A 17,224-nucleotide genomic window follows, 5' to 3' on the forward strand; every position below is an offset into this window, starting at 1 on the left:
GATAAATGATCTAGAGATACAGGCTCCTGCGTCTGCTCTGAGTAGGGCGGCCTGGCTCCAATTTGTCCGAGATTTTATCGTAGTCGGTAGTTGGCTCCTTCTTGTGCGGCGCGTCATGGTCTCCTTGGGGGTTCGCTTCCGATTGGATGCACTGATGTTTACTCGCGTCGTCATCTGGGTGGATCTAATAGGGGAATGCGCGGATGTTTATCGCTCCGCGAGCAACCGCGCTTTCCATTTGCGGAATCTGTCTCTCAGGTATGCCGTGATGCGGGTGTACGGTGCGCGCTCGATGAGAGGCACTGTTTCCCCGTTCTCCTGGCGGCGTGCGCCGTTGAGGGGGCATGCCTTCAGTGTTGTGGCCGCGCTGAGGGCCGCCGAGTCTCGCCTGGATGTTGAGCCTAGGGAAGCAGCTAGAGAGTTGGCGCGCCTGCTGCTCAAGATCAGCCAGCGATACGCGGATGGGCAAGTGGGGGCTTTGCTCGATCCTGGTGAGCTGACAGCTCCTGCAAAGAGGCGTGAAGCCCTGCGACTCTGCGCTGCGGTCCTGCTTGTCGCTGGGGTTGCTGTTTGTGCTCCCTTGTTACATATTCCTATCCCAGTCGCCGTGGCTGCGGCGGTTATTGCGATTGCGTTGGTCTATCGCAGTGCGCTGGCTACAGGTCTGGGCGTACTGGCTCTACTGTTGCCGCTTTTCTTTCCAGGTAAGTAGTTATCGTGCCGGAGTCATGCTGCGAAACTCGCACCACGTGTCTACTGCCGAAATCAAGGGCGCTCGATGCGGGGCAGGGTCGGACACTGCGCGGCTCTTCCACACGGCGGACACCGTTCGGGCAAACGTGGTGATTGCGGGTGGGGTCGCGGTTTGGTAGGCGGGAACCGATTGGGCGAGCCTCTCGGCTTGTGCCGCGCTGTGGCCAGCGTGGATGAATCGAGGGATGGCGAATGCAGTGTCGGCCCACGCTGGACCAGGGCAGGCAAGGGCCCAGTCCAGTACGCGGATTCCGCCCGTAGTGGTGAGCATGTTGAGCGGCGACACGTCCGAGTGGACGAGGGTCTGGCCTTCAAGGTCAGGAGAGCGGTCCGAGGGGAAGAAGCCAGCCCAGCGGACACGCAGGGGCTTCTTTCGGACCTGCTCGGGCCACGGCGCCTCGGACATGACGGCAAGCGCGTCGAGGAAGGCGCAGAGGTCACGAGAGCCGGGGCTGAGGTCCGGGTGCGGACCGACGAGGTACTCGTAGCCGGCGAGCAGCCACCCGCCGGCGTCGACCTGCCAGAGCACGCGGGGGGCGAGCGGTGCGACGCGGGTCACGCGCGCCTCGTAGTCGTACATCCACGCTGCGGGCTCGTCGCTGCGGGTGCCCTTGACGAAGACGGGCCCGGCGGCGGTGTGGAGGGTGCAGGCGAGACGGGCCATTACGCCGGTCTCCGCGGTCTCCGCGTGCTCGACGGGCCCGGTGTAGGCCTCGACGGCGCTACGGGACTCGGTCGGGAGCTCAAGCCATGCGGTGCGGTCCACCCGCGTACTCCTCGTGCAGAACGGAAGCCGGTCCCCGGCTCGGCCACAGAGTGGCACAAGCCGAGGACCGGCCGCAGGCGGTACGTCAGGCGTACTTGGGACTGTTGTGGCAGTTGGCGTGGCACTGCGAGCAGTCGGCGAGGTCCAGCTCAGGCCAGAACTCCATGTCGATCACGAACCCGGCCGCGACGATCGCGTCGACCGTCCGGGCACGCAGGGCCTTGCCGCCGCCGTGCTCCTCCTTGTCGAGGAACCCGGGCTGATGGTGGACGAACTTGCCGATCGTCCCCGAGCAGAAGTCCTGGTACGCCTGCGTGTGCAGCAGGAAGGCGTGCCAGAAGTCATCGACGAGCGGCGACGGGCTGAGCGGGGTGTCGCTGTACGCGCCGGCCGCGAGGAAGGCGATCATCTGGCCGACGCCGCGGTCGGCCTTGTCGTCGGTCAGCTCGGGGAACTTGGCCTGCATGTTGTACACGAGCGTCGCGCGCAGCTTGGCGCCGATCAGATTCCGCGCGTCGGTCGCGGGACGCTCCTGGATTACGGTCACGGTCCTTGCCTCCTTGGTCAGTGGTGCCTGGACGTGCTGTGTGGCGCCTCGGCCGGCGCGACTGGGGACGGTGCCGACCGAGGCGTGCCCCGCCCGCCCGGGGCCTGTCGGGTCATCCGAGCAGGCGGGGAGATCAGAGCGCCGGGAATCCGGCGTCGGTGACGGCCATCGCCGACGGTGCGTCGCGGTGGCCGAGTTCACCAGTGGTCATGGTGGCGAGCGTGGCGAATCCCGCGGCGGTGCCGAGCACCCATATCCAGCTCAGGAAGCGGCCCACCGGATCACCGGATGCGGCCCCGCGCTGCGCAGCATGGCGCGCGGTCACGCGGCGTTCTCCTGCGCCTGCTCACGCTGGGCGATGAGTCGCTCGAACTGGATCGCGTACAACTCGACCTGGTCCGGGGTGAGGACGAGTAGGGACTCGGCCGTACCGTCGTCGTCGTAGTGGACCAGGACCGGCAGCGCGCCTTGCTGGGCCCGGTGGTCGTACACGGCGTCGCGTCGCATCGGGGTCACGTATGTTGCCTGTGCCGGGACGGGGCGCAGGGTTGTTCCGTCGGCCGGCGCCGACCACTCGTCGCCACCGCCCGGCGGACGCAAGTGGTACGTGCTGGCGCCCACTCTGGGCAGCGTCACGACGACGCCGATTCGGCCGTCCTTGGCGGTGTCTCGGGCGAGGTCGCCGAGCCGTGGGTAGAACGGTCCGGCCGTCCCTAACTCGCCACCCTGTGAAGGGAGATGGGGTGTTGGTCGTCCTGTCATGCCCCAGAAGTTAGGGGCACTTCGGGGGCCCAATATGAATCGGAGGAATACCGCCCTCATCCGTCCAGGTGAAAGCGGTCTGACATGCGGCGCAGCTTCTCGCGGGTGGCGATTCGCTCGGCGTAGACAATGCCTCGGAGGGTCGACCGGGCGATCGGATGGTTCCGTACGAGCTGGGGAGCGATTCGCTCCGCGGTCTCCAGCTCGGCGAGCGCGCGGTCGCGGTTGCCGTCCCACAGCCACGCGCGGGCGAGGTCCATGTGGTGGTGGCCCTGGCGGGAGTTGGGAAGGGCTGCGACGAGCTCGGGGGCCGTGCGGCGGTTTATGACGAGCGCCTTGGTCTGCTCGCCGGTCTCCAGGGCGACGCTGATCGCGTGGATCTGTACGTTGCCGGGGGAGAAGGTGACCGAGTGCCGGTCGTAGATCGGTGGGGCGTGGTTGCCTGCCATCCGGCTGGCGGCGTCGCGAGCGTGGTTGATCCGCTCATCGGCCTCCGCCGACCGGCCGGCGCGGGCCGCGGCGACGGCGGCGCGCAGGTGCAGCGTGCCCCACATCCGTAGGGCGAGCGGCTCGCCAAGCTCGTACTCACGCTGCACGCTGGCGATGGCCTTGTCGGACAGGGTGAGCGAGTCGTCCCAATCGGCTGTAGCCCACATGTCCCAGACGCGCATCCAGTCGGCGAGGGCGGGCATAACGGGGTCGGCCGAGAGGCGGGCGGCCCATGCGGCGCGCTCGGCAGCCATGGCGACGAGCTCGGGGTGTCCGAGGGCGTGCGCGGCGGTGTGGGCGAACTTGCACGCCACTGCGTAGATCGCGAACGCTTCCTCGCGCTCGTGGCCGGTCGCGGCCTCGGCCAGGGCGCGAGCCTCGCGCAGCAGGTCGGGGAGGGTAGCGAGGATCGCTGTGTTGGCCGCAGCGTCCCGCAGGCGGTGCAGGCGGGTCATGTCCCGCCACAGTTCGCCGGACGCGCGCGGTGCGCCGTCGAAGATCGGCGCGAGGTCGTAGCGGCGCAGCTCGCGCAGGATGGACGCCGCCGAGACCTGCCACTGATTCTCGGCGGGGCTGCTCGCGTACGGCCGGCCGATCAGGTCATTGGGATGCACGTGCAACTCGGCAGCGACGAGGTTCAGCAGCCCGACCCGGTCCAGTTCAATCAGGCCGCGTTCCATCTTCGACACCCAGCCCTGTGTCTTTCCAAGCGCAGCAGCGAGGTCAGCTTGCGGCATCCCGAGCCGCAGCCTGGCTCGACGTACCCGACGGCCGATCTCCTCGGCTTCCTCCAACATCAGTGCACTCCCAAGGTGGTGGCAGGCCGTAGCCGCTGAGGCTGTTGCCAGGACGTCACGGCTCATCCGTTTGGGTTCATCTCTCAGCACGGTACCCATGCGACCGGCCCGATGGGGAGCAAGCGATGTGCCCAGCGACCGCGTCCGTGAGAATGCCTGCCGTGAACTACTTCACTGAGACGGGCTGGATGGCCTTCTTCTCCGGCACGGACACCGAGATCGGCCGACAGCGTGGCGTCGAGGCGTGGCACCCGACGACCGGACAGGCCCTCGTCGTAGACCCTCAGCGAGGCAAGCTGAGGCCCGTAACGGACTTTGAGGACTTCTCCCATCTGGAGCGAGTCCACCGGATCGTAGAGGTCATGCCAGGTGGTGGATGGCGAGCGCATTGGGACGACGAGGGCGGAGCACCGCTCACTCAGCCGGTGCTGGCATGGCTGATCAGCTCGGAGGGCAGCGCCACACCCGTGACGGTGGAGCCGAACGGAGACATCGACAGCTCCGGGACAGCGGATCGAATCCTTGCACCGGGGCAAGAGTTGCGTGACGGGTAGTGCTTGGTGCCGCCTGTCTATCGTCCCCGCAGCGCGCGGCTTGCCGCGTCCAGGTGCGGCGCCGACAGAGCGAAATGGTTCACCGGGTTGCGGTAGCTGTATGAGCCGTCGCAGACCCAGGTACCGCCGTTCTCACGCCAGTTCGCCGGCGTCCACTGGCCCTGATTGAGCAGGAGCAGCCTGGCGAGCTCAACAGGGTCCTCGATGATGCTGAGGGCGCTCAACGCAGCGGCCAGACGGGGCGCTGCGGTTTCGGGTATGTCGGCATCCCCGAGCATGGGGAAGAGCAGGAGCAACCGGGCGTTCGGGTCTGTGACACCCGTGAGGGCTTTCTGGTCAGCCGCGGATTCCAGTTCGGACCAGGACAGCCCAGGCCCCATGAAGTGGCCGTCGTCCACGGCGAGTGTGACGGCTTCCTTCCACTCGGGGTGGAAGAGCAGGTAATCGACGCCGCCGTCGCCTTCGAGGTTGCGATAGACGACGTTGAGGACGTATCCGGAGTGCAGGTGCACGGTGAACACAGGCCACTCGTCCGAAGGCAAGACCATTTTGTAGAGCTTCTGAGCGTCGTCCCAGTCCGGGCCGAAGGCGACGGCTTGCGCTTCCTCACCCCGCAGGCTTGAGCCGAGGTGGCATGGCCAGAAGAGCGGCAGGTCGAGGAACCTCGTACCGTCCGCCAGTGGGCCCACTTCGTAACCCGCGATCTCCAGCATTTGGCAGATGATCGCATGGCGGGCCACCGAGCCTGTGGGCGACTCTGCAACGGCCGATCGGCGTCGGCTCGGGATCGCGTCGGCGGCTCGTCGTGTCTGCCCAGCCCGGCGGCAGCTTGGCAGTGGGCTGGGAACCCGATGGGAACGGACGCACCGGAAAGCGGCGGCAGGGAGCGCCACGGCGAGGTGGTGCGCGCAGGCCGTGACCAGCCGGAACGGCAGGGTGGATCCGGCGGCAACCTCCGGACTGTCCTCGATCGGACTCATAATCCGTCGGCCATGGGTTCGCAAGTGGCCCGGCACGAGTAAATGTTGTGATGTGCCCAAGTAGGGGTGGTGAGCATGTCCGTAACCCAGATCGACCTGGATGACGAGGCGCTGGCTGAGGCGATGCGTCTGATGGGTGTGACGACGAAGAAGGAGACCGTCAACATGGCTCTGCGGGAGTATGTGGCTCGCATCAGGAGGCTTGAGGCTGCCGAGAAGCTGGCCCGGCGGGGCGAGAGCGTGGTGAGTTCGAGAAGGCCGCAGCTGCGTACGGCGCTGCCAAGCGCGCGGCGGGCGGCCTTTGAATGATCACGTATCTTGTTGACACCTTTTTCGTGCCCCAGGGGCGCTGCGCCCCTGGGAGGGGCACATCGCCGGAGGGTCCGGCCCCGGGTGCCGCAGCCGTCCCAGTGGCTGCAACGCCCACCACTGCTCGAAGTCACCGGGAATGACCTGCGTGGGGAAGTTGCCAGAACTTGCCACCACGCAGAGCCGGTTCATGCTGCGGCCAGTAGCTCGCACCAGACGAACTTGCCGGAGTCGCCGGTGCTGCTGAGCGGATACCAGCCCCAGCCGTCCGTGCTGTTGCGGACCAGGTCGAGACCGCGCCCGTTCTCGGCTTCCGCAGATGAGTGCAGGGGTGGCGCTGGTGGGGTGGGGTCCGCGTCCCAGACGCCGATGCGCAGTACGCGGCCCGCCCAGCGCAGGCGTAACGCGGCCGGGCCCTTGGTGTGGCGTACCGCGTTGCTTACCAGCTCGGTGGCGACGAGTTCGGCGGTCTCGGAGAGGGGCAGCAGGTCGTGCAGCGTGAGGATCAGACGCAGAGTGCGTCGGGAGACCGTGACCGCGCGGGGGTCGTGGGGGATGTACAGCGTGTATTCCCAGGAGGCGTCGGTGTGCGTGGGCGAGTTCGGCATACGGGAACTCCGTTGAATGCGAGGGCGGTTGTTGGGCGCGGCGGTTCGTGGGCGGTGGCATGTCGCACCCGCCATGGCATGGCGGGGCGGTGCGCTTCCGGGGTCCCGGCGTTTCGCAGCGTGTGCGATGCGTTACCGACCGTAGGGGTAAAGCTTTCCCCCGGTCAAGCCTGGCTGTGATACTCGTACGGTCAACTCACCTGAAAGAGAGGCAACATGCCCGGCAGACGTGTCATCACCGCACGGCAGGAACGGCTGGGAGCTGAGCTGCGCAAGCTTCGTGAGCGGGCAGGCATGACGGGTCGTGACGCTGCCCGAGCCATGGGAGTGGCCGAGAGCAAGATGTCCAGCATGGAAGCAGGCCGGGTCGGTGTCAGTGCCGAACGTGTGCGGCACCTGGCCAGCCAGTACGCGTGCGACGACGCGGTGTTGGTGGATGCGCTGGCAAGTATGGCGATTGAGCGCGTTCGCGGATGGTGGGAGCAATACCGGGAACAGGTGCCCTCCGGATATCTGGATCTGGCCGAGCTTGAGCACCATGCCGCCTGGCTGAAGAACTTCGAGACCGTGCATGTGCCAGGGTTGCTACAGACGGAGCAGCAGGTCCGGGCCATTTTTGCCGCGACCGTGCCGGAACTGTCCGAGGAAGAACTGGAAGTGCGGGTGGGGTTCCGGATGAATCGTCAAGTGGTGTTTGCCGAGGGGCAAATGGACCACTACGAAGCGGTGATTCACGAGGCTGCTCTCCGGATCAGGGTCGCCGATAGCAAGGTTGCACGAGGCCAGCTTCTGCACATCCTGGATCACTCCGAGCTCCCGCACGTGACGGTGCGGGTCATTCCTTTCGACCTGGATGGGTTCGCAGGGATAGGTGATCCGCTGGTGTATGCGGGTGGGCCCGTGCCACCGCTCGACACCGTTCTTATGGACACCCCGCATGGCGGCGCCTTTCTGGATGCGCAGGCGCAGCTCTGCCGGTACCGCGAGGTCGTGCGCAAGCTGGAGGCGGTCTCGCTGGGCGTCATAGAGTCGAGGGACTTCATCCATCGCCTTGTGCGGAGCATGTGAAAGGTCCCGGAATGACAAAGGGCGTCGTCTGGCAGAAGTCCTCGTTCTCCGGCGGGGGCGATTCATCCAACTGCGTCGAGCTCGCCGCACACAACAGTCGGATACGCCTCCGCGAGAGCGATGACCCCGGTACGGAGCTGGCGGTCACCCCGGCCCAGCTGGTCCGGCTCCTGGGCGGTGTGAAGGGCGGGCAGCTCGGCCGGGCGCACGACGGCACGGATCTCTGACCTGTCCTCAGCCTCCGGGTGGTACGGCCGTATGGCCCTCTTGCGGGTTCGCGCTCGCGTGTCGCGGCGTTAACTGGGTTGGGCGGGACGAGGCGTGACGGGGAGCTTGCCCGCGCTGTCTTCACCCACGACCGCTGAGGAGTACCCGTGTCCGTGTACCGTCCGTCGGCCGCCCGGCGTCCCCCGTACGCCGTCTGCGCCGGAACGTGCGCCGCCGTGCTCCTGCTGCTCACCGCCTGCGACAACACCTCCGACTCCGCCACCGGCCCCCGCAAGGGCCGGGTGACCGCATCGGCTACCGCCGGTGTCGCGGGCCCACAGGCCGACGGACAACGGGGGCGGGCCGCCCCCGGTCCGTATTCGCCGCGCATCCGCCCCCGCGAGATCCCCCGGCTGGGGCCGCGGACCAGGACCGCGATCCCGGCGGACTCGCGGCAGGCGCTGGTCGTCACCGGTGACTCCTACGACTCCAGCCTGTCCACCGCGGTCCTGTACACCCGCGACGACGCCGCCCTGGGCTGGCGCGCGGCCACGGACAGATGGCCGGCCCGCAACGCCCTGTACGGCTGGACCGACGAGCACTGGGAGAACGACCTCCGCACCCCGACCGGGGTCTACGGACTGACTTCCGCGGGCGGCCTGCTCGATCCCCCGGGCACCATACTCCCGTACAACCAGAGCCCGGCGTTCGCCGTGAGCGGCGAGGGGTTCGACGGGGATTCCCTCGAAGGTTCCTTCGACTATGTCGTCGCTGTCGACTACAACCGGATCCCCGGCGCATCTCCCCTGGACCAGACGCGTCCGCTCGGCCAGAAGCGGGGCGGCGGCATCTGGATCCATGTGGACCACGACGGCCCGACCCAGGGCTGTATCTCGCTCCCCAAGGGCCGGATGAGGGAACTGCTGCAGCTCCTCGACCCGGCGAAGAAGCCGGTCGTCGTGATGGGGGACGTACCGGCACTGGAGCGGTGAACCGGGAACGGGCCCGGCCTCCGGCCCGTACGCTGGACGCAGTCCGGTTTCCAGCAGGAGGCAGTGATGATCGTGGTTGAGGAGAGTGTGTTGACCCAGGAGGTCTTCGAGGACCTCGCCCGTCACGCCATACGTGCCGAAGAGGCACTGCGTCTGGAGTTCGTGAACGGGAAACTGGGGGTCAAGGCTGTGCCGGACGGGGATCACGGGCGGATCATCGCCTGGCTGATGCAGATCTGTATCCAGTTGGGGCGCGGCATGTGGCTCTTCGGTGAGCAGGGGCTGCATGTCGAGACGTATCGCAAGGGCAATGCGCGTCCTGACGCCGTACTCGCCCCGCTGGAGAACTTCGTCGGCCAGGGCGAGTGGGCCAGCCCCGACGGCGTCCTGATGGTTGTCGAGGTCACCTCCTACGACGAGGACACCGACCGCCGGGACCGCGTCGAGAAGCCGCGCGCCTACGCCGAGACCGGCATTCCCGTCTACCTGCTCATCGACCGCGAAACCTGCGAGGTCAAGGTGCACTCGGAGCCCGATGGCGTGCGGTACGAGCGCGTGGTGACGGTGCCGTACGGGAAGGCCGTCGAACTGCCCGACCCCGTGGGCATCGAGCTGGACACCGAGCCGCTGAAGAACTGGGTCCGCTGACCCGAAGGCGGTGGAGCACGGGAAAGAGCCGGGACCGATCGCGCGGTCCCGGCCCTTTCCCGGTGTACGTGCGTGCGTCCGCTTACGCCGGCTTCTCCTCCAGGCGGGGGAACAGCACCGCGCCCTTCGTCACCGTCACGCCCGCCGGCAGGAGGCCCCATGTGCCGGCGTCCTGGACGCGCTGATCGGACAGCGCACCCAGGGACGCCTCGGCGCCGAGGGAGTCCCACAGCTTCTGCGAAGTCTCCGGCATCACGGAGTTCAGCAGGACCGCGACACCGCGCAGAGACTCGGCCGCCGTGTAGAGGATCGTCGCGAGGCGGGCCTGGCCCTCGGGGGACGTGTCCTTGGCGACCTTCCAGGGCTCCTGCTCCGTGATGTAGCCGTTGACCTGCTTCACGAAGTCGAAGACCGCCAGGATGCCGGCCTGGAAGTCCAGCTCCTCGCCGATCTTCCGGTCGGCCGTGGCGACGGCCTTCGCCAGCCCCTCCTGGACCGCCTTCTCGGCGTCACCCGCGGCGGTGGCCTCAGGGAGCGCCCCGCCGAAGTACTTGCCGACCATGGCGGCGACGCGCGAGGCGAGGTTGCCGTAGTCGTTGGCGAGTTCGGAGGTGTAGCGGGCGGAGAAGTCCTCCCAGGAGAACGAGCCGTCGCTGCCGAACGCGATGGCGCGCAGGAAGTACCAGCGGTATGCGTCGACGCCGAAGTGCGAGGTCAGATCCTGCGGCTTGATGCCCGTCAGGTTCGACTTCGACATCTTCTCGCCGCCGACCATCAGCCAGCCGTTGGCCGCGATCCGGCCGGGCAGCGGCAGACCCTGCGCCATCAGCATCGCGGGCCAGATCACCGCATGGAAGCGGAGGATGTCCTTGCCGACCAGGTGGACGTTGGCGGGGAAGGTCCCGTCGAACTTCTCCTGGTTGGCGCCGTAGCCGACCGCCGTGGCGTAGTTGAGCAGGGCGTCGACCCACACGTAGATGACGTGCTTCTCGTCCCACGGCACCGGGACGCCCCAGTCGAAGGTCGAGCGGGAGATGGAGAGGTCCTGCAGGCCCTGCTTGACGAAGTTCACGACCTCGTTGCGGGCGGACTCGGGCTGGATGAACCCCGGGTTGTTCGCGTAGAACTCCATCAGCTTCGGGCCGTAGGCGCTCAGCTTGAAGAAGTAGTTCTCCTCCTTGAGGATCTCCACCGGCTTCTTGTGGATCGGGCACAGCTTGACGCCGTCCTCGTCCTCGATGAGGTCGCCGGGGAGCTTGTACTCCTCGCAGCCCACGCAGTACGGGCCCTCGTACCCGCCCTTGTAGATCTCGCCCTTGTCGTACAGGTCCTGCACGAACTCCTGCACCCGGTCGGTGTGCCGCTTCTCCGTCGTACGGATGAAGTCGTCGTTCGCGATGTTCAGGTGCTCCCAGAGGGGCTTCCATGCCTCCTCGACGAGCTTGTCGCACCACTCCTGCGGAGTGACGTTGTTCGCCTCGGCAGTGCGCATGATCTTCTGACCGTGCTCGTCCGTGCCGGTGAGGTACCACACCTTCTCGCCGCGCTGGCGATGCCAGCGCGTGAGCACGTCGCCTGCGACGGTCGTGTAGGCGTGGCCCAGGTGAGGAGCGTCGTTGACGTAGTAAATGGGGGTCGAGACGTAGTACGCCGTCGCCCCCTGCTTCTCGGATCCAGTGGCCGCCATGGTCGAAATCCTAACGGCCTGCGGAAGATCGACTCACACCGATAAACCGGGCCTCCGGTGCGGAGATCTCTACGAAACATTCCTTCCGGTAACAAAGACGCATCCTGGGAGGGAGTGAACACGCATGCACGAGGCAGGGGACATCACGATGCGGGTACTGGTTGCCGAGGACGAGGAGATCCTGGCGGAGCTGGTCGCCACCGGGCTGAGGCGGGCGGGGTTCGCCGTCGACACGGTGTACAGCGGCGATGCCGCCCTCGCCTACCTGGGGCTGCACGACTACGACGTCGTCGTCCTCGACCGCGACCTGCCACGGGTGCACGGCGACGACGTGGCGCGGGGGCTGGTCGCCTCCGGCTCGCGGACCAGGATTCTGATGCTCACCGCCGCCAGTTCCATCGAGGACCGGGTCGCGGGCCTCGACCTCGGCGCCGATGACTATCTGGGCAAGCCGTTCGAGTTCCCCGAGCTGGTGTCGCGGGTACGGGCGCTGCGGCGGCGCAGCGCCCGCCCCGTACCGCCACAGCTTCAGCGGCACGGTGTCCGGCTCGACACCGTACGGCGCACCGCTTCCCGGGACGGGCGGGAGCTGGACCTCTCGCCGAAGGAGTTCTCCGTGCTGCAGCTGCTCCTGGAGGCCGACGGCGGGACCGTCAGCGCGGAGGAACTGCTGGAGCGGGCCTGGGACGCCAACGCCGATCCTTCCCCAAGCTCTCAACTCCGTTCGAGCAGGGAGAGACCCCACTCCGGCGCCGTCCGCGTCTGCATGAGCGAGCTGCGGGGGAAGCTCGGGGAACCGGCCCTGATCCGTACGGTGCAGGGCGTGGGGTACGCCCTGTGAAGCGCCCGTCGCGCGTTCCGCATGCCCCGCATTCCACGATCCGGACCCGGATCGCGCTCGTGTACGGCGGGGTGTTCCTGGTTCTCGGGATGGGGCTGCTCACCACCGTCAACCTCGCCTCCCGCGCGGGTACGGACTCCCAGGCGCGCGCCATCGCCCGCACGGCCGCGGTCGTCCAGCCCGGATACGCGGTGAACGGCCCGCTGGTCACCCGGCAGAGTCTCGGGCCGCCCACCGTCTACGACCTGACCGACCACGTCAGCGACGCGGCCGGTCACCAGCTGCTCATGTGGTCCGCGGCCTCGCTGCTCGTCATGACGGCCTGCGCGGTCGGTGTGGGGTGGTGGACCGCGGGGCGGGTCCTGCGGCCCGTCCACGCCATGATGGCGAAGGCGCGCCGGCTGTCCGAGCACACCCTGCACGAACGGATCGCGTCCAGCGGTCCCGACGACGAACTGAAAGAGCTCGGCGAGACGCTCGACGCGCTGCTGGCCCGGCTGGAGAAGGCGTTCGACAGTCAGCGCCGGTTCATCGCCAACGCTTCGCACGAACTGCGGACACCGCTCGCCACCCAGCGGGCCGCCATCCAGATCGGCCTGGACGACCCGACCCAGGAGGATCTCGTACGGACCCGGCGGACGCTCCTGGACAACAACCGGCGCAGCGAACGGCTCATCGACGGGCTGCTGCTCCTGGCGCGCAGCGAACGCGGGCTCGCGGCGAGCGAGCGGGAGGCGGTGGACCTCGCCCAGGTGGTGGCGGAGGAAGCGGCCCGGCATCCGGGCGTCGAGGTCGATGCCGGACCCTGTGCGGTACGGGGAAACCGGCTGCTGCTCGCTCAGTTGCTGGCGAATCTGCTGGCCAACGCCGTCATGTACAACGTGCCCGACGGGACGGTGGAGGTGTCCCTGCTGATGGCCGGTGACGAGGGACTGCTGGAGGTGCGCAACACCGGGCCCGTGGTGGACGCGGCGGACATCCCCGGGCTGTTCGAGCCGTTCCGGCGGGGTGAAGGCAAGGACAGGATGGGGCGCGGTTCCGGGCTCGGACTCTCGATCGTGCGTTCCATCGCTGTGGCGCACGGCGGTACGGTCACGGCGGTGCCGGGCCCCGAGGGTGGGCTCGCCGTGACCGTACGCCTGCCGGTGGATCAGTCCTCGGTCGCCGCTTCGCGGGCCGCGATCCAGGCGGGGAGGGCGGCGAGGACCTCGCGGTAGAACGTGGTGTCCGCGACCTCGCGGGGGGCGGGGCCCGCGTGGAAGAACCCGGCGTTCGGGGCGTTCAGCTTCCGAAGGAAGTCGAAGCCCTTCGCGTCCTCGTCGCCGAATGCGACGAACTGGAAGAACAGCGGCAGCCGCGCCGCCTCGGCCAGCGCCTGCTTGGCGGGCTGCTTGGCGTCCGGCGGGCCGTCCGTCTGGAAGATCACCAAGGCCGGGCCGGTGGCCTCCGACTTCTCGTAGTGCGCGACGACCTCTTCGACGGCGCGGTGGTAGTTCGTACGGCCGAGGCGGCCCAGGCCCGCGTTCAGTTCGTCGATCCGGCCCTCGTGCGAGGTGAGGTCGACCGTGCCGGTGCCGTCGATGTCGGTCGAGAAGAACACGACGGGGACGGTGGCGTTCTCGTCCAGGTGCGCGGCGAGGGCCACGGTGCGGTCGCCCAGGTGCTGGGCGCTGCCGTCCTTGTAGAACGGCCGCATGGAGCCGGAGCGGTCGAGGACCAGATAGACGGTGGCGCGCAGCCCGGTCAGCCCGTGTGCCTTCAGCCCGGCCTGGGCGGCCGTGTACGAGTCGACGAGCCCGGGCGCACGGGACTTGACCTGGGCGAGGGGGAGAGCGGGCTCGGGGGCCGTGTCGGTCGCGGCGGACGCGGCGGGCGCGGGCGCAGGCTCCGGTTCGGCCTCGGCCGGGGTCTCGGCTTCGGCGGCGACGGGCTCGGGCTTCGGCTCGGGCTCGGGCTCGGCTTCGGCGGTGACGAGCTCGGGCTTCGGCTCGGGCTCGACCTCGGTCTCGGCGGCGGGTGCGGCCACCGATTCGGTCTCGGCGGGGGCCTCGGCTTCGGAGGCGACGGGCTCGGGCTCGACCTTGGCCTCGGCGGCGGGTGCGGCGTCCGGCTCGGTGGGGGCCTCGGGCGCCTTGACGGGCTCGGCCTCGGCCTCGGTCTTGGTCTCGACCTTGGCCTCGACGGGCTCGGGCTCAGCGGAAGCCTCGGCGTCGACGGTGGCGGGTGCGGCCACCGGTTCGGCCTCGGCGGGGGTCTCGGCCTCGGCGGCGACGGGCTCGGGCTTCGGCTCGGCCTCGGCGGCTACGGGCTCGGGCTCGACCTTGGCCTCGGCAGCGGGTGCGGCCACCGGGTCGGTCTCGGCAGCGGGTGCGGCGTCCGGCTCAGCGGGGGCCTCGGGCGCCTTGACCGGCTCGGCCTTGGCCTCGGCGGTGACGGGCTCAGCCTCCGGCTCGACCTTGGTGGCAGGCTCGGCCACCGGCTCCGGCTCGGTCCCGGCGGTGACGGGCTCAGCTTCGGCGGGGGCCACGACCTCGGCCTCGGCGGCAGCAGGCGTGGTCTCCGGCTCCGCCTCCGCAGCGACCGGCTCGACTTCGGCTTCCGCAGCGACCGGCTCGGCCTCGGCGACGGGCGCAGCCTCCGCAGCGACCGGCTCGATCTCCGCCTCCGCAGCGACCGGCTCGGCCTCGGCGGTGACGGGTTCGACCTCTGCTCTGCCGGTCTCCGCAGCCACCGGCTCCGCAGTCTCGACCTCCGGCTTCGCCGACTTCGACATCGGCTTCGGCTTCGGCTGCGGCTTCGGGGCCGAGCCCTGGGCCGGGACCGTGGGGATGGACGCCTTGTCGAACGCCGCCGCCACCAGGTCCGAAGCCAGACCGCTGTTGATGGTGGACGACCGGGGAGAGGCGGGGGCCGGTACCGAGGCATTGGTGGCCGGAGCGGTTTCGCGTACCGGGACGGTCTCCGCAGCCGGCTCGTCCACCGTCACCGTGATCGGCTCCGACTCCGCGGGCGCTGTGCGTTCGGTCTGGGGCGGGACCGTGGCCGTCGGCGCCGGCGCGTCCTGCTCCGCACGGTCGCGGCCGAACACCTTGCGCAGCAAGCTCCGAATGCCCATGGGTGAGGCCTTTCGCGTGAGTTGGGTGCGATAAATGTCCGACCTGCGGGAATTCATCCCTGGCCAGGACGGATACGTAAGGTTAGCGGCCGGATCCGGCCGTTCGGCGGTGCGGCCCGCCCGTGGGACAACTGAGCCGCAGCCGAGCCCTGGCCGAGTCCTGCGCGCATGCTGTGCGGGTCTGGTGTACGTCGTTCAAATGTGCCCCCGTCCCCGGCCGGGCCGCCGACTTCAAGTCGGCGAGGGGCACCGGCATCTCCGGACTCGTCATCGAACTGGACGCCGCGCTGCCCGAACAGGGCCTCACCGAGCTGATGGAACAGGCCAATCGGCCCGTCGGGTAGGAGGGGCTCGCGGAGCCGCCGGCATCTACGGCTCCGATTGACGGTCAACCACCGCGTCTGCCGGCAGAGCGACGACGCCACCTCTTCGGAATGGGTGCCGCAGGCCATCACCGGGGTCTCGGACGCGGAGGAAGAACGAGGACTGGGGCACGTCGGACGCCGAGCCGAAGCAGCCACATGGCGGAGGTGATCAGCGACTGCGGCTGATCGGTATGACCTGACCTGACGCGCGTGCCGCACTAGAGTCGGTTGCATGGTTTCCGGTGAGGCGCCGCAGGCGGATGGAAGCGTTCGGGTCGACGTCTGGATCTGGTCGGTCCGGCTGACGAAGACCCGTTCGCAGGCCGCTGCCGCCTGCCGCGCGGGACATGTGAAGGTCGCCGGCGAGCGCGCCAAGCCCGCCCAGACGTTGCACGTCGGCGACGAGGTACGGCTCCGGCACGCGGGCCGGGACCGGATCGTCGTCGTGTCGAAGATCGTGAAGAAGAGGGTCGGCCCTCCGGTGGCGGCGGAGTGCTTCGTCGACAACAGCCCGCCTCCGCCGCCGCGCGAGGTGGCGATCCAGGTTCCGGTACGGGACCGGGGCGCGGGGCGGCCGACGAAGCGGGACCGGCGGGAGATGGAGCGGTTGCGGGGGGCCGGCCCCACGGAGTGACCGGGGTCGTCCGGTAGCCGTTTTGCCCTGGACAGGGGTGGACGACCGGGGGCGAAGCCCGCTCAGCAGCCAGGAGGGTGGTGCCCTTCGGGTCCTGTGTGCGGTGGGGGCTCAGAGCGCGATGACGGTCTTGCCGCGTGCGCCGCCCGTCCGGTTCCGGTCGAGGGCCTGCGGGGCCTTCTCCAGCGGGAGTTCGATGTCGATGGGCACGCGCAGTACGCCCTCGGCGGCGCCCTCGGCCAGGACGTCGAGCAGCACCGGGGTGGGTTCGAGCCGGAAGTCGATGCCGGTCACGCCCGCGGGGAGAGCGGCCCCGGCGGCGACGCCCCGCGTGGTGAGGGCGATCCCGCCGCCGCGTACCAGCGCGGCACGGGCGGCGAAGGCGCCCGGGGCGGTGGAGACCAGGTCGACGAGTGCGTCGACGCCGTCCGGGCAGGTCTCCCGTACCGCCGCTTCGAGGGGGCGGTACGTGGTGTCGATCGTGACGGTGGCGCCCAGGGCCGCCATCCGCTTGCGTTCGTCGCCGCGCACGGCCGCGAGCACGCGTACGTCGCGGGCCGACGCGAACTGGGTCAGATAGCTGCCGACGCCGCCCGCCGCCCCGATGACCAGCAGGCTCTCGTGGCCGCGGAGCACCGCGATCTCCAGGATCTGGGCGGCCGTCATCCCGGCGGACGGCAGCGCCGCCGCCGTACGGAGGGGGAGGCCGTCCGGGACGAAGGTGATGGCGGCGTCCTGCGGTACGGACACGTAGTCGCAGTAGGTACCGGCACCGGCCGTCGGCCCGGCGACCCGGCCGAAAACATTGTCGCCGACCCGGAAACGGTTCCCACCGCTGCCGATCATGTCCACCCGGCCCGCGAAGTCCACGCCGACGACCAGCGGGAACACCCTCGGGGCGGGGCCGTCGCCCAGGGAGCCCTGTGCGGTCTGCCAGTCGCTCGGGTTGAGTGCGGCGTACTCGATCCTGACCCGTACCTCACCGGCTTCCGGCTCGGGCTTGGGTATCTCGACCAGTGCGGGGTCGGCCCGGAACGCGCTGACGGCTATGGCTCGCATATGGAAGACCTCTCAGTCGTCCCCGATCCGGCAGTCACGAGAA

Annotated in this window: 20 protein-coding genes; 10 read left to right on the top strand and 10 right to left on the bottom strand. The window is 69.0% G+C overall.

Annotated features, from left to right (window positions below; all coding sequences use genetic code 11):
• Window positions 1-712 precede the first annotated feature (712 nt).
• From ABTZ94_RS00555 to ABTZ94_RS00575, 5 genes are all read right to left on the bottom strand, one after another.
• Complete coding sequence (locus ABTZ94_RS00555; RefSeq protein WP_351196026.1) at window positions 713-1,519, bottom strand: phosphotransferase; 807 nt, start codon at window positions 1,517-1,519, stop codon at window positions 713-715.
• An 85-nt stretch (window positions 1,520-1,604) separates the two neighbouring features.
• Window positions 1,605-2,066 (bottom strand): glycine-rich domain-containing protein, encoded by a 462-nt coding sequence (locus ABTZ94_RS00560; RefSeq protein ID WP_351196028.1) that lies wholly within the window; start codon window positions 2,064-2,066, stop codon window positions 1,605-1,607.
• Between the two features lie 133 nt (window positions 2,067-2,199).
• Window positions 2,200-2,391, bottom strand: coding sequence for a hypothetical protein (locus tag ABTZ94_RS00565; RefSeq protein ID WP_351196030.1), 192 nt, complete (start codon window positions 2,389-2,391; stop codon window positions 2,200-2,202).
• On the bottom strand, window positions 2,388-2,828 hold the full coding sequence (locus ABTZ94_RS00570; RefSeq protein WP_351196032.1) for a hypothetical protein: 441 nt from the start codon (window positions 2,826-2,828) through the stop codon (window positions 2,388-2,390). Before ABTZ94_RS00570 ends, ABTZ94_RS00565 begins: the two co-directional genes overlap by 4 nt.
• Window positions 2,829-2,884: 56 nt before the next feature.
• Complete coding sequence (locus ABTZ94_RS00575; protein WP_351196034.1) at window positions 2,885-4,114, bottom strand: helix-turn-helix domain-containing protein; 1,230 nt, start codon at window positions 4,112-4,114, stop codon at window positions 2,885-2,887.
• Between the two features lie 152 nt (window positions 4,115-4,266).
• Here ABTZ94_RS00575 and ABTZ94_RS00580 point away from each other — a divergent pair, with 152 nt between their 5' ends.
• Window positions 4,267-4,668 carry a hypothetical protein gene (locus tag ABTZ94_RS00580; protein ID WP_351196132.1) on the top strand — a complete coding sequence of 134 codons (402 nt, stop codon included), beginning with the start codon at window positions 4,267-4,269 and terminating at the stop codon, window positions 4,666-4,668.
• 17 nt (window positions 4,669-4,685) lie between these two features.
• On the opposite strand, the gene ABTZ94_RS00585 is transcribed toward ABTZ94_RS00580, so the two are convergent.
• A complete protein-coding gene (locus ABTZ94_RS00585) occupies window positions 4,686-5,381 on the bottom strand; it encodes a hypothetical protein (RefSeq protein WP_351196036.1) in 696 nt (231 codons plus the stop codon).
• A 342-nt stretch (window positions 5,382-5,723) separates the two neighbouring features.
• On the opposite strand from ABTZ94_RS00585, the gene ABTZ94_RS00590 reads away from it, so the two are divergent.
• The gene (locus tag ABTZ94_RS00590) at window positions 5,724-5,957 is read left to right on the top strand and encodes a type II toxin-antitoxin system VapB family antitoxin (RefSeq protein WP_502967152.1); all 234 of its coding nucleotides are present in this window, start codon (window positions 5,724-5,726) and stop codon (window positions 5,955-5,957) included.
• Window positions 5,958-6,145: 188 nt separating this feature from the next.
• On the opposite strand, the gene ABTZ94_RS00595 is transcribed toward ABTZ94_RS00590, so the two are convergent.
• Window positions 6,146-6,565 carry an ATP-binding protein gene (locus ABTZ94_RS00595; RefSeq protein ID WP_351196038.1) on the bottom strand — a complete coding sequence of 140 codons (420 nt, stop codon included), beginning with the start codon at window positions 6,563-6,565 and terminating at the stop codon, window positions 6,146-6,148.
• Between the two features lie 216 nt (window positions 6,566-6,781).
• Between ABTZ94_RS00595 and ABTZ94_RS00600 the strand changes: the two genes are divergently transcribed.
• The 4 genes from ABTZ94_RS00600 to ABTZ94_RS00615 all read left to right on the top strand — a co-directional run bounded on the left by ABTZ94_RS00600 (window position 6,782) and on the right by ABTZ94_RS00615 (window position 9,480).
• Window positions 6,782-7,633 carry a helix-turn-helix domain-containing protein gene (locus ABTZ94_RS00600; protein WP_351196040.1) on the top strand — a complete coding sequence of 284 codons (852 nt, stop codon included), beginning with the start codon at window positions 6,782-6,784 and terminating at the stop codon, window positions 7,631-7,633.
• Window positions 7,634-7,644: 11 nt separating this feature from the next.
• Window positions 7,645-7,860 carry a DUF397 domain-containing protein gene (locus ABTZ94_RS00605; RefSeq protein ID WP_351196042.1) on the top strand — a complete coding sequence of 72 codons (216 nt, stop codon included), beginning with the start codon at window positions 7,645-7,647 and terminating at the stop codon, window positions 7,858-7,860.
• Window positions 7,861-8,007: 147 nt separating this feature from the next.
• The gene (locus tag ABTZ94_RS00610) at window positions 8,008-8,832 is read left to right on the top strand and encodes a L,D-transpeptidase family protein (protein WP_351196044.1); all 825 of its coding nucleotides are present in this window, start codon (window positions 8,008-8,010) and stop codon (window positions 8,830-8,832) included.
• Between the two features lie 66 nt (window positions 8,833-8,898).
• Window positions 8,899-9,480, top strand: a complete 582-nt coding sequence (locus ABTZ94_RS00615; RefSeq protein ID WP_351196046.1) for a Uma2 family endonuclease — start codon at window positions 8,899-8,901, stop codon at window positions 9,478-9,480.
• An 82-nt stretch (window positions 9,481-9,562) separates the two neighbouring features.
• Here ABTZ94_RS00615 and metG read toward each other — a convergent pair whose 3' ends face one another.
• Window positions 9,563-11,167 carry a methionine--tRNA ligase gene (gene metG / locus ABTZ94_RS00620; RefSeq protein ID WP_351196048.1) on the bottom strand — a complete coding sequence of 535 codons (1,605 nt, stop codon included), beginning with the start codon at window positions 11,165-11,167 and terminating at the stop codon, window positions 9,563-9,565.
• Between the two features lie 148 nt (window positions 11,168-11,315).
• Between metG and ABTZ94_RS00625 the strand changes: the two genes are divergently transcribed.
• Entirely contained in the window at window positions 11,316-12,008 is a 693-nt protein-coding gene (locus ABTZ94_RS00625; RefSeq protein WP_351196134.1) for a response regulator transcription factor, read from the top strand.
• A complete protein-coding gene (locus ABTZ94_RS00630; RefSeq protein ID WP_351196050.1) occupies window positions 12,005-13,225 on the top strand; it encodes a sensor histidine kinase in 1,221 nt (406 codons plus the stop codon). The genes ABTZ94_RS00625 and ABTZ94_RS00630 overlap by 4 nt, the downstream gene beginning before the upstream one ends.
• Here ABTZ94_RS00630 and ABTZ94_RS00635 read toward each other — a convergent pair.
• A complete protein-coding gene (locus ABTZ94_RS00635) occupies window positions 13,159-15,123 on the bottom strand; it encodes a VWA domain-containing protein (protein ID WP_351196051.1) in 1,965 nt (654 codons plus the stop codon). The two genes, ABTZ94_RS00630 and ABTZ94_RS00635, sit on opposite strands and share 67 nt — an antisense overlap.
• A 122-nt stretch (window positions 15,124-15,245) precedes the next feature.
• Here ABTZ94_RS00635 and ABTZ94_RS00640 point away from each other — a divergent pair, with 122 nt between their 5' ends.
• Together ABTZ94_RS00640 and ABTZ94_RS00645 are read left to right on the top strand one after the other, a co-directional pair.
• On the top strand, window positions 15,246-15,467 hold the full coding sequence (locus ABTZ94_RS00640; RefSeq protein ID WP_351196053.1) for a hypothetical protein: 222 nt from the start codon (window positions 15,246-15,248) through the stop codon (window positions 15,465-15,467).
• 253 nt (window positions 15,468-15,720) lie between these two features.
• A complete protein-coding gene (locus tag ABTZ94_RS00645; protein WP_351196054.1) occupies window positions 15,721-16,122 on the top strand; it encodes an RNA-binding S4 domain-containing protein in 402 nt (133 codons plus the stop codon).
• Window positions 16,123-16,233: 111 nt separating this feature from the next.
• Here the strand turns inward: ABTZ94_RS00645 and ABTZ94_RS00650 are convergent, their stop codons facing one another.
• Entirely contained in the window at window positions 16,234-17,181 is a 948-nt protein-coding gene (locus tag ABTZ94_RS00650) for an NADP-dependent oxidoreductase (RefSeq protein WP_351196055.1), read from the bottom strand.
• Window positions 17,182-17,224: the final 43 nt, after the last annotated feature.

It is taken from the genome of Streptomyces sp. NPDC002785 (genome assembly GCF_040295565.1).
In the GTDB taxonomy this organism is placed as follows: Bacteria; Actinomycetota; Actinomycetes; order Streptomycetales; family Streptomycetaceae; genus Streptomyces.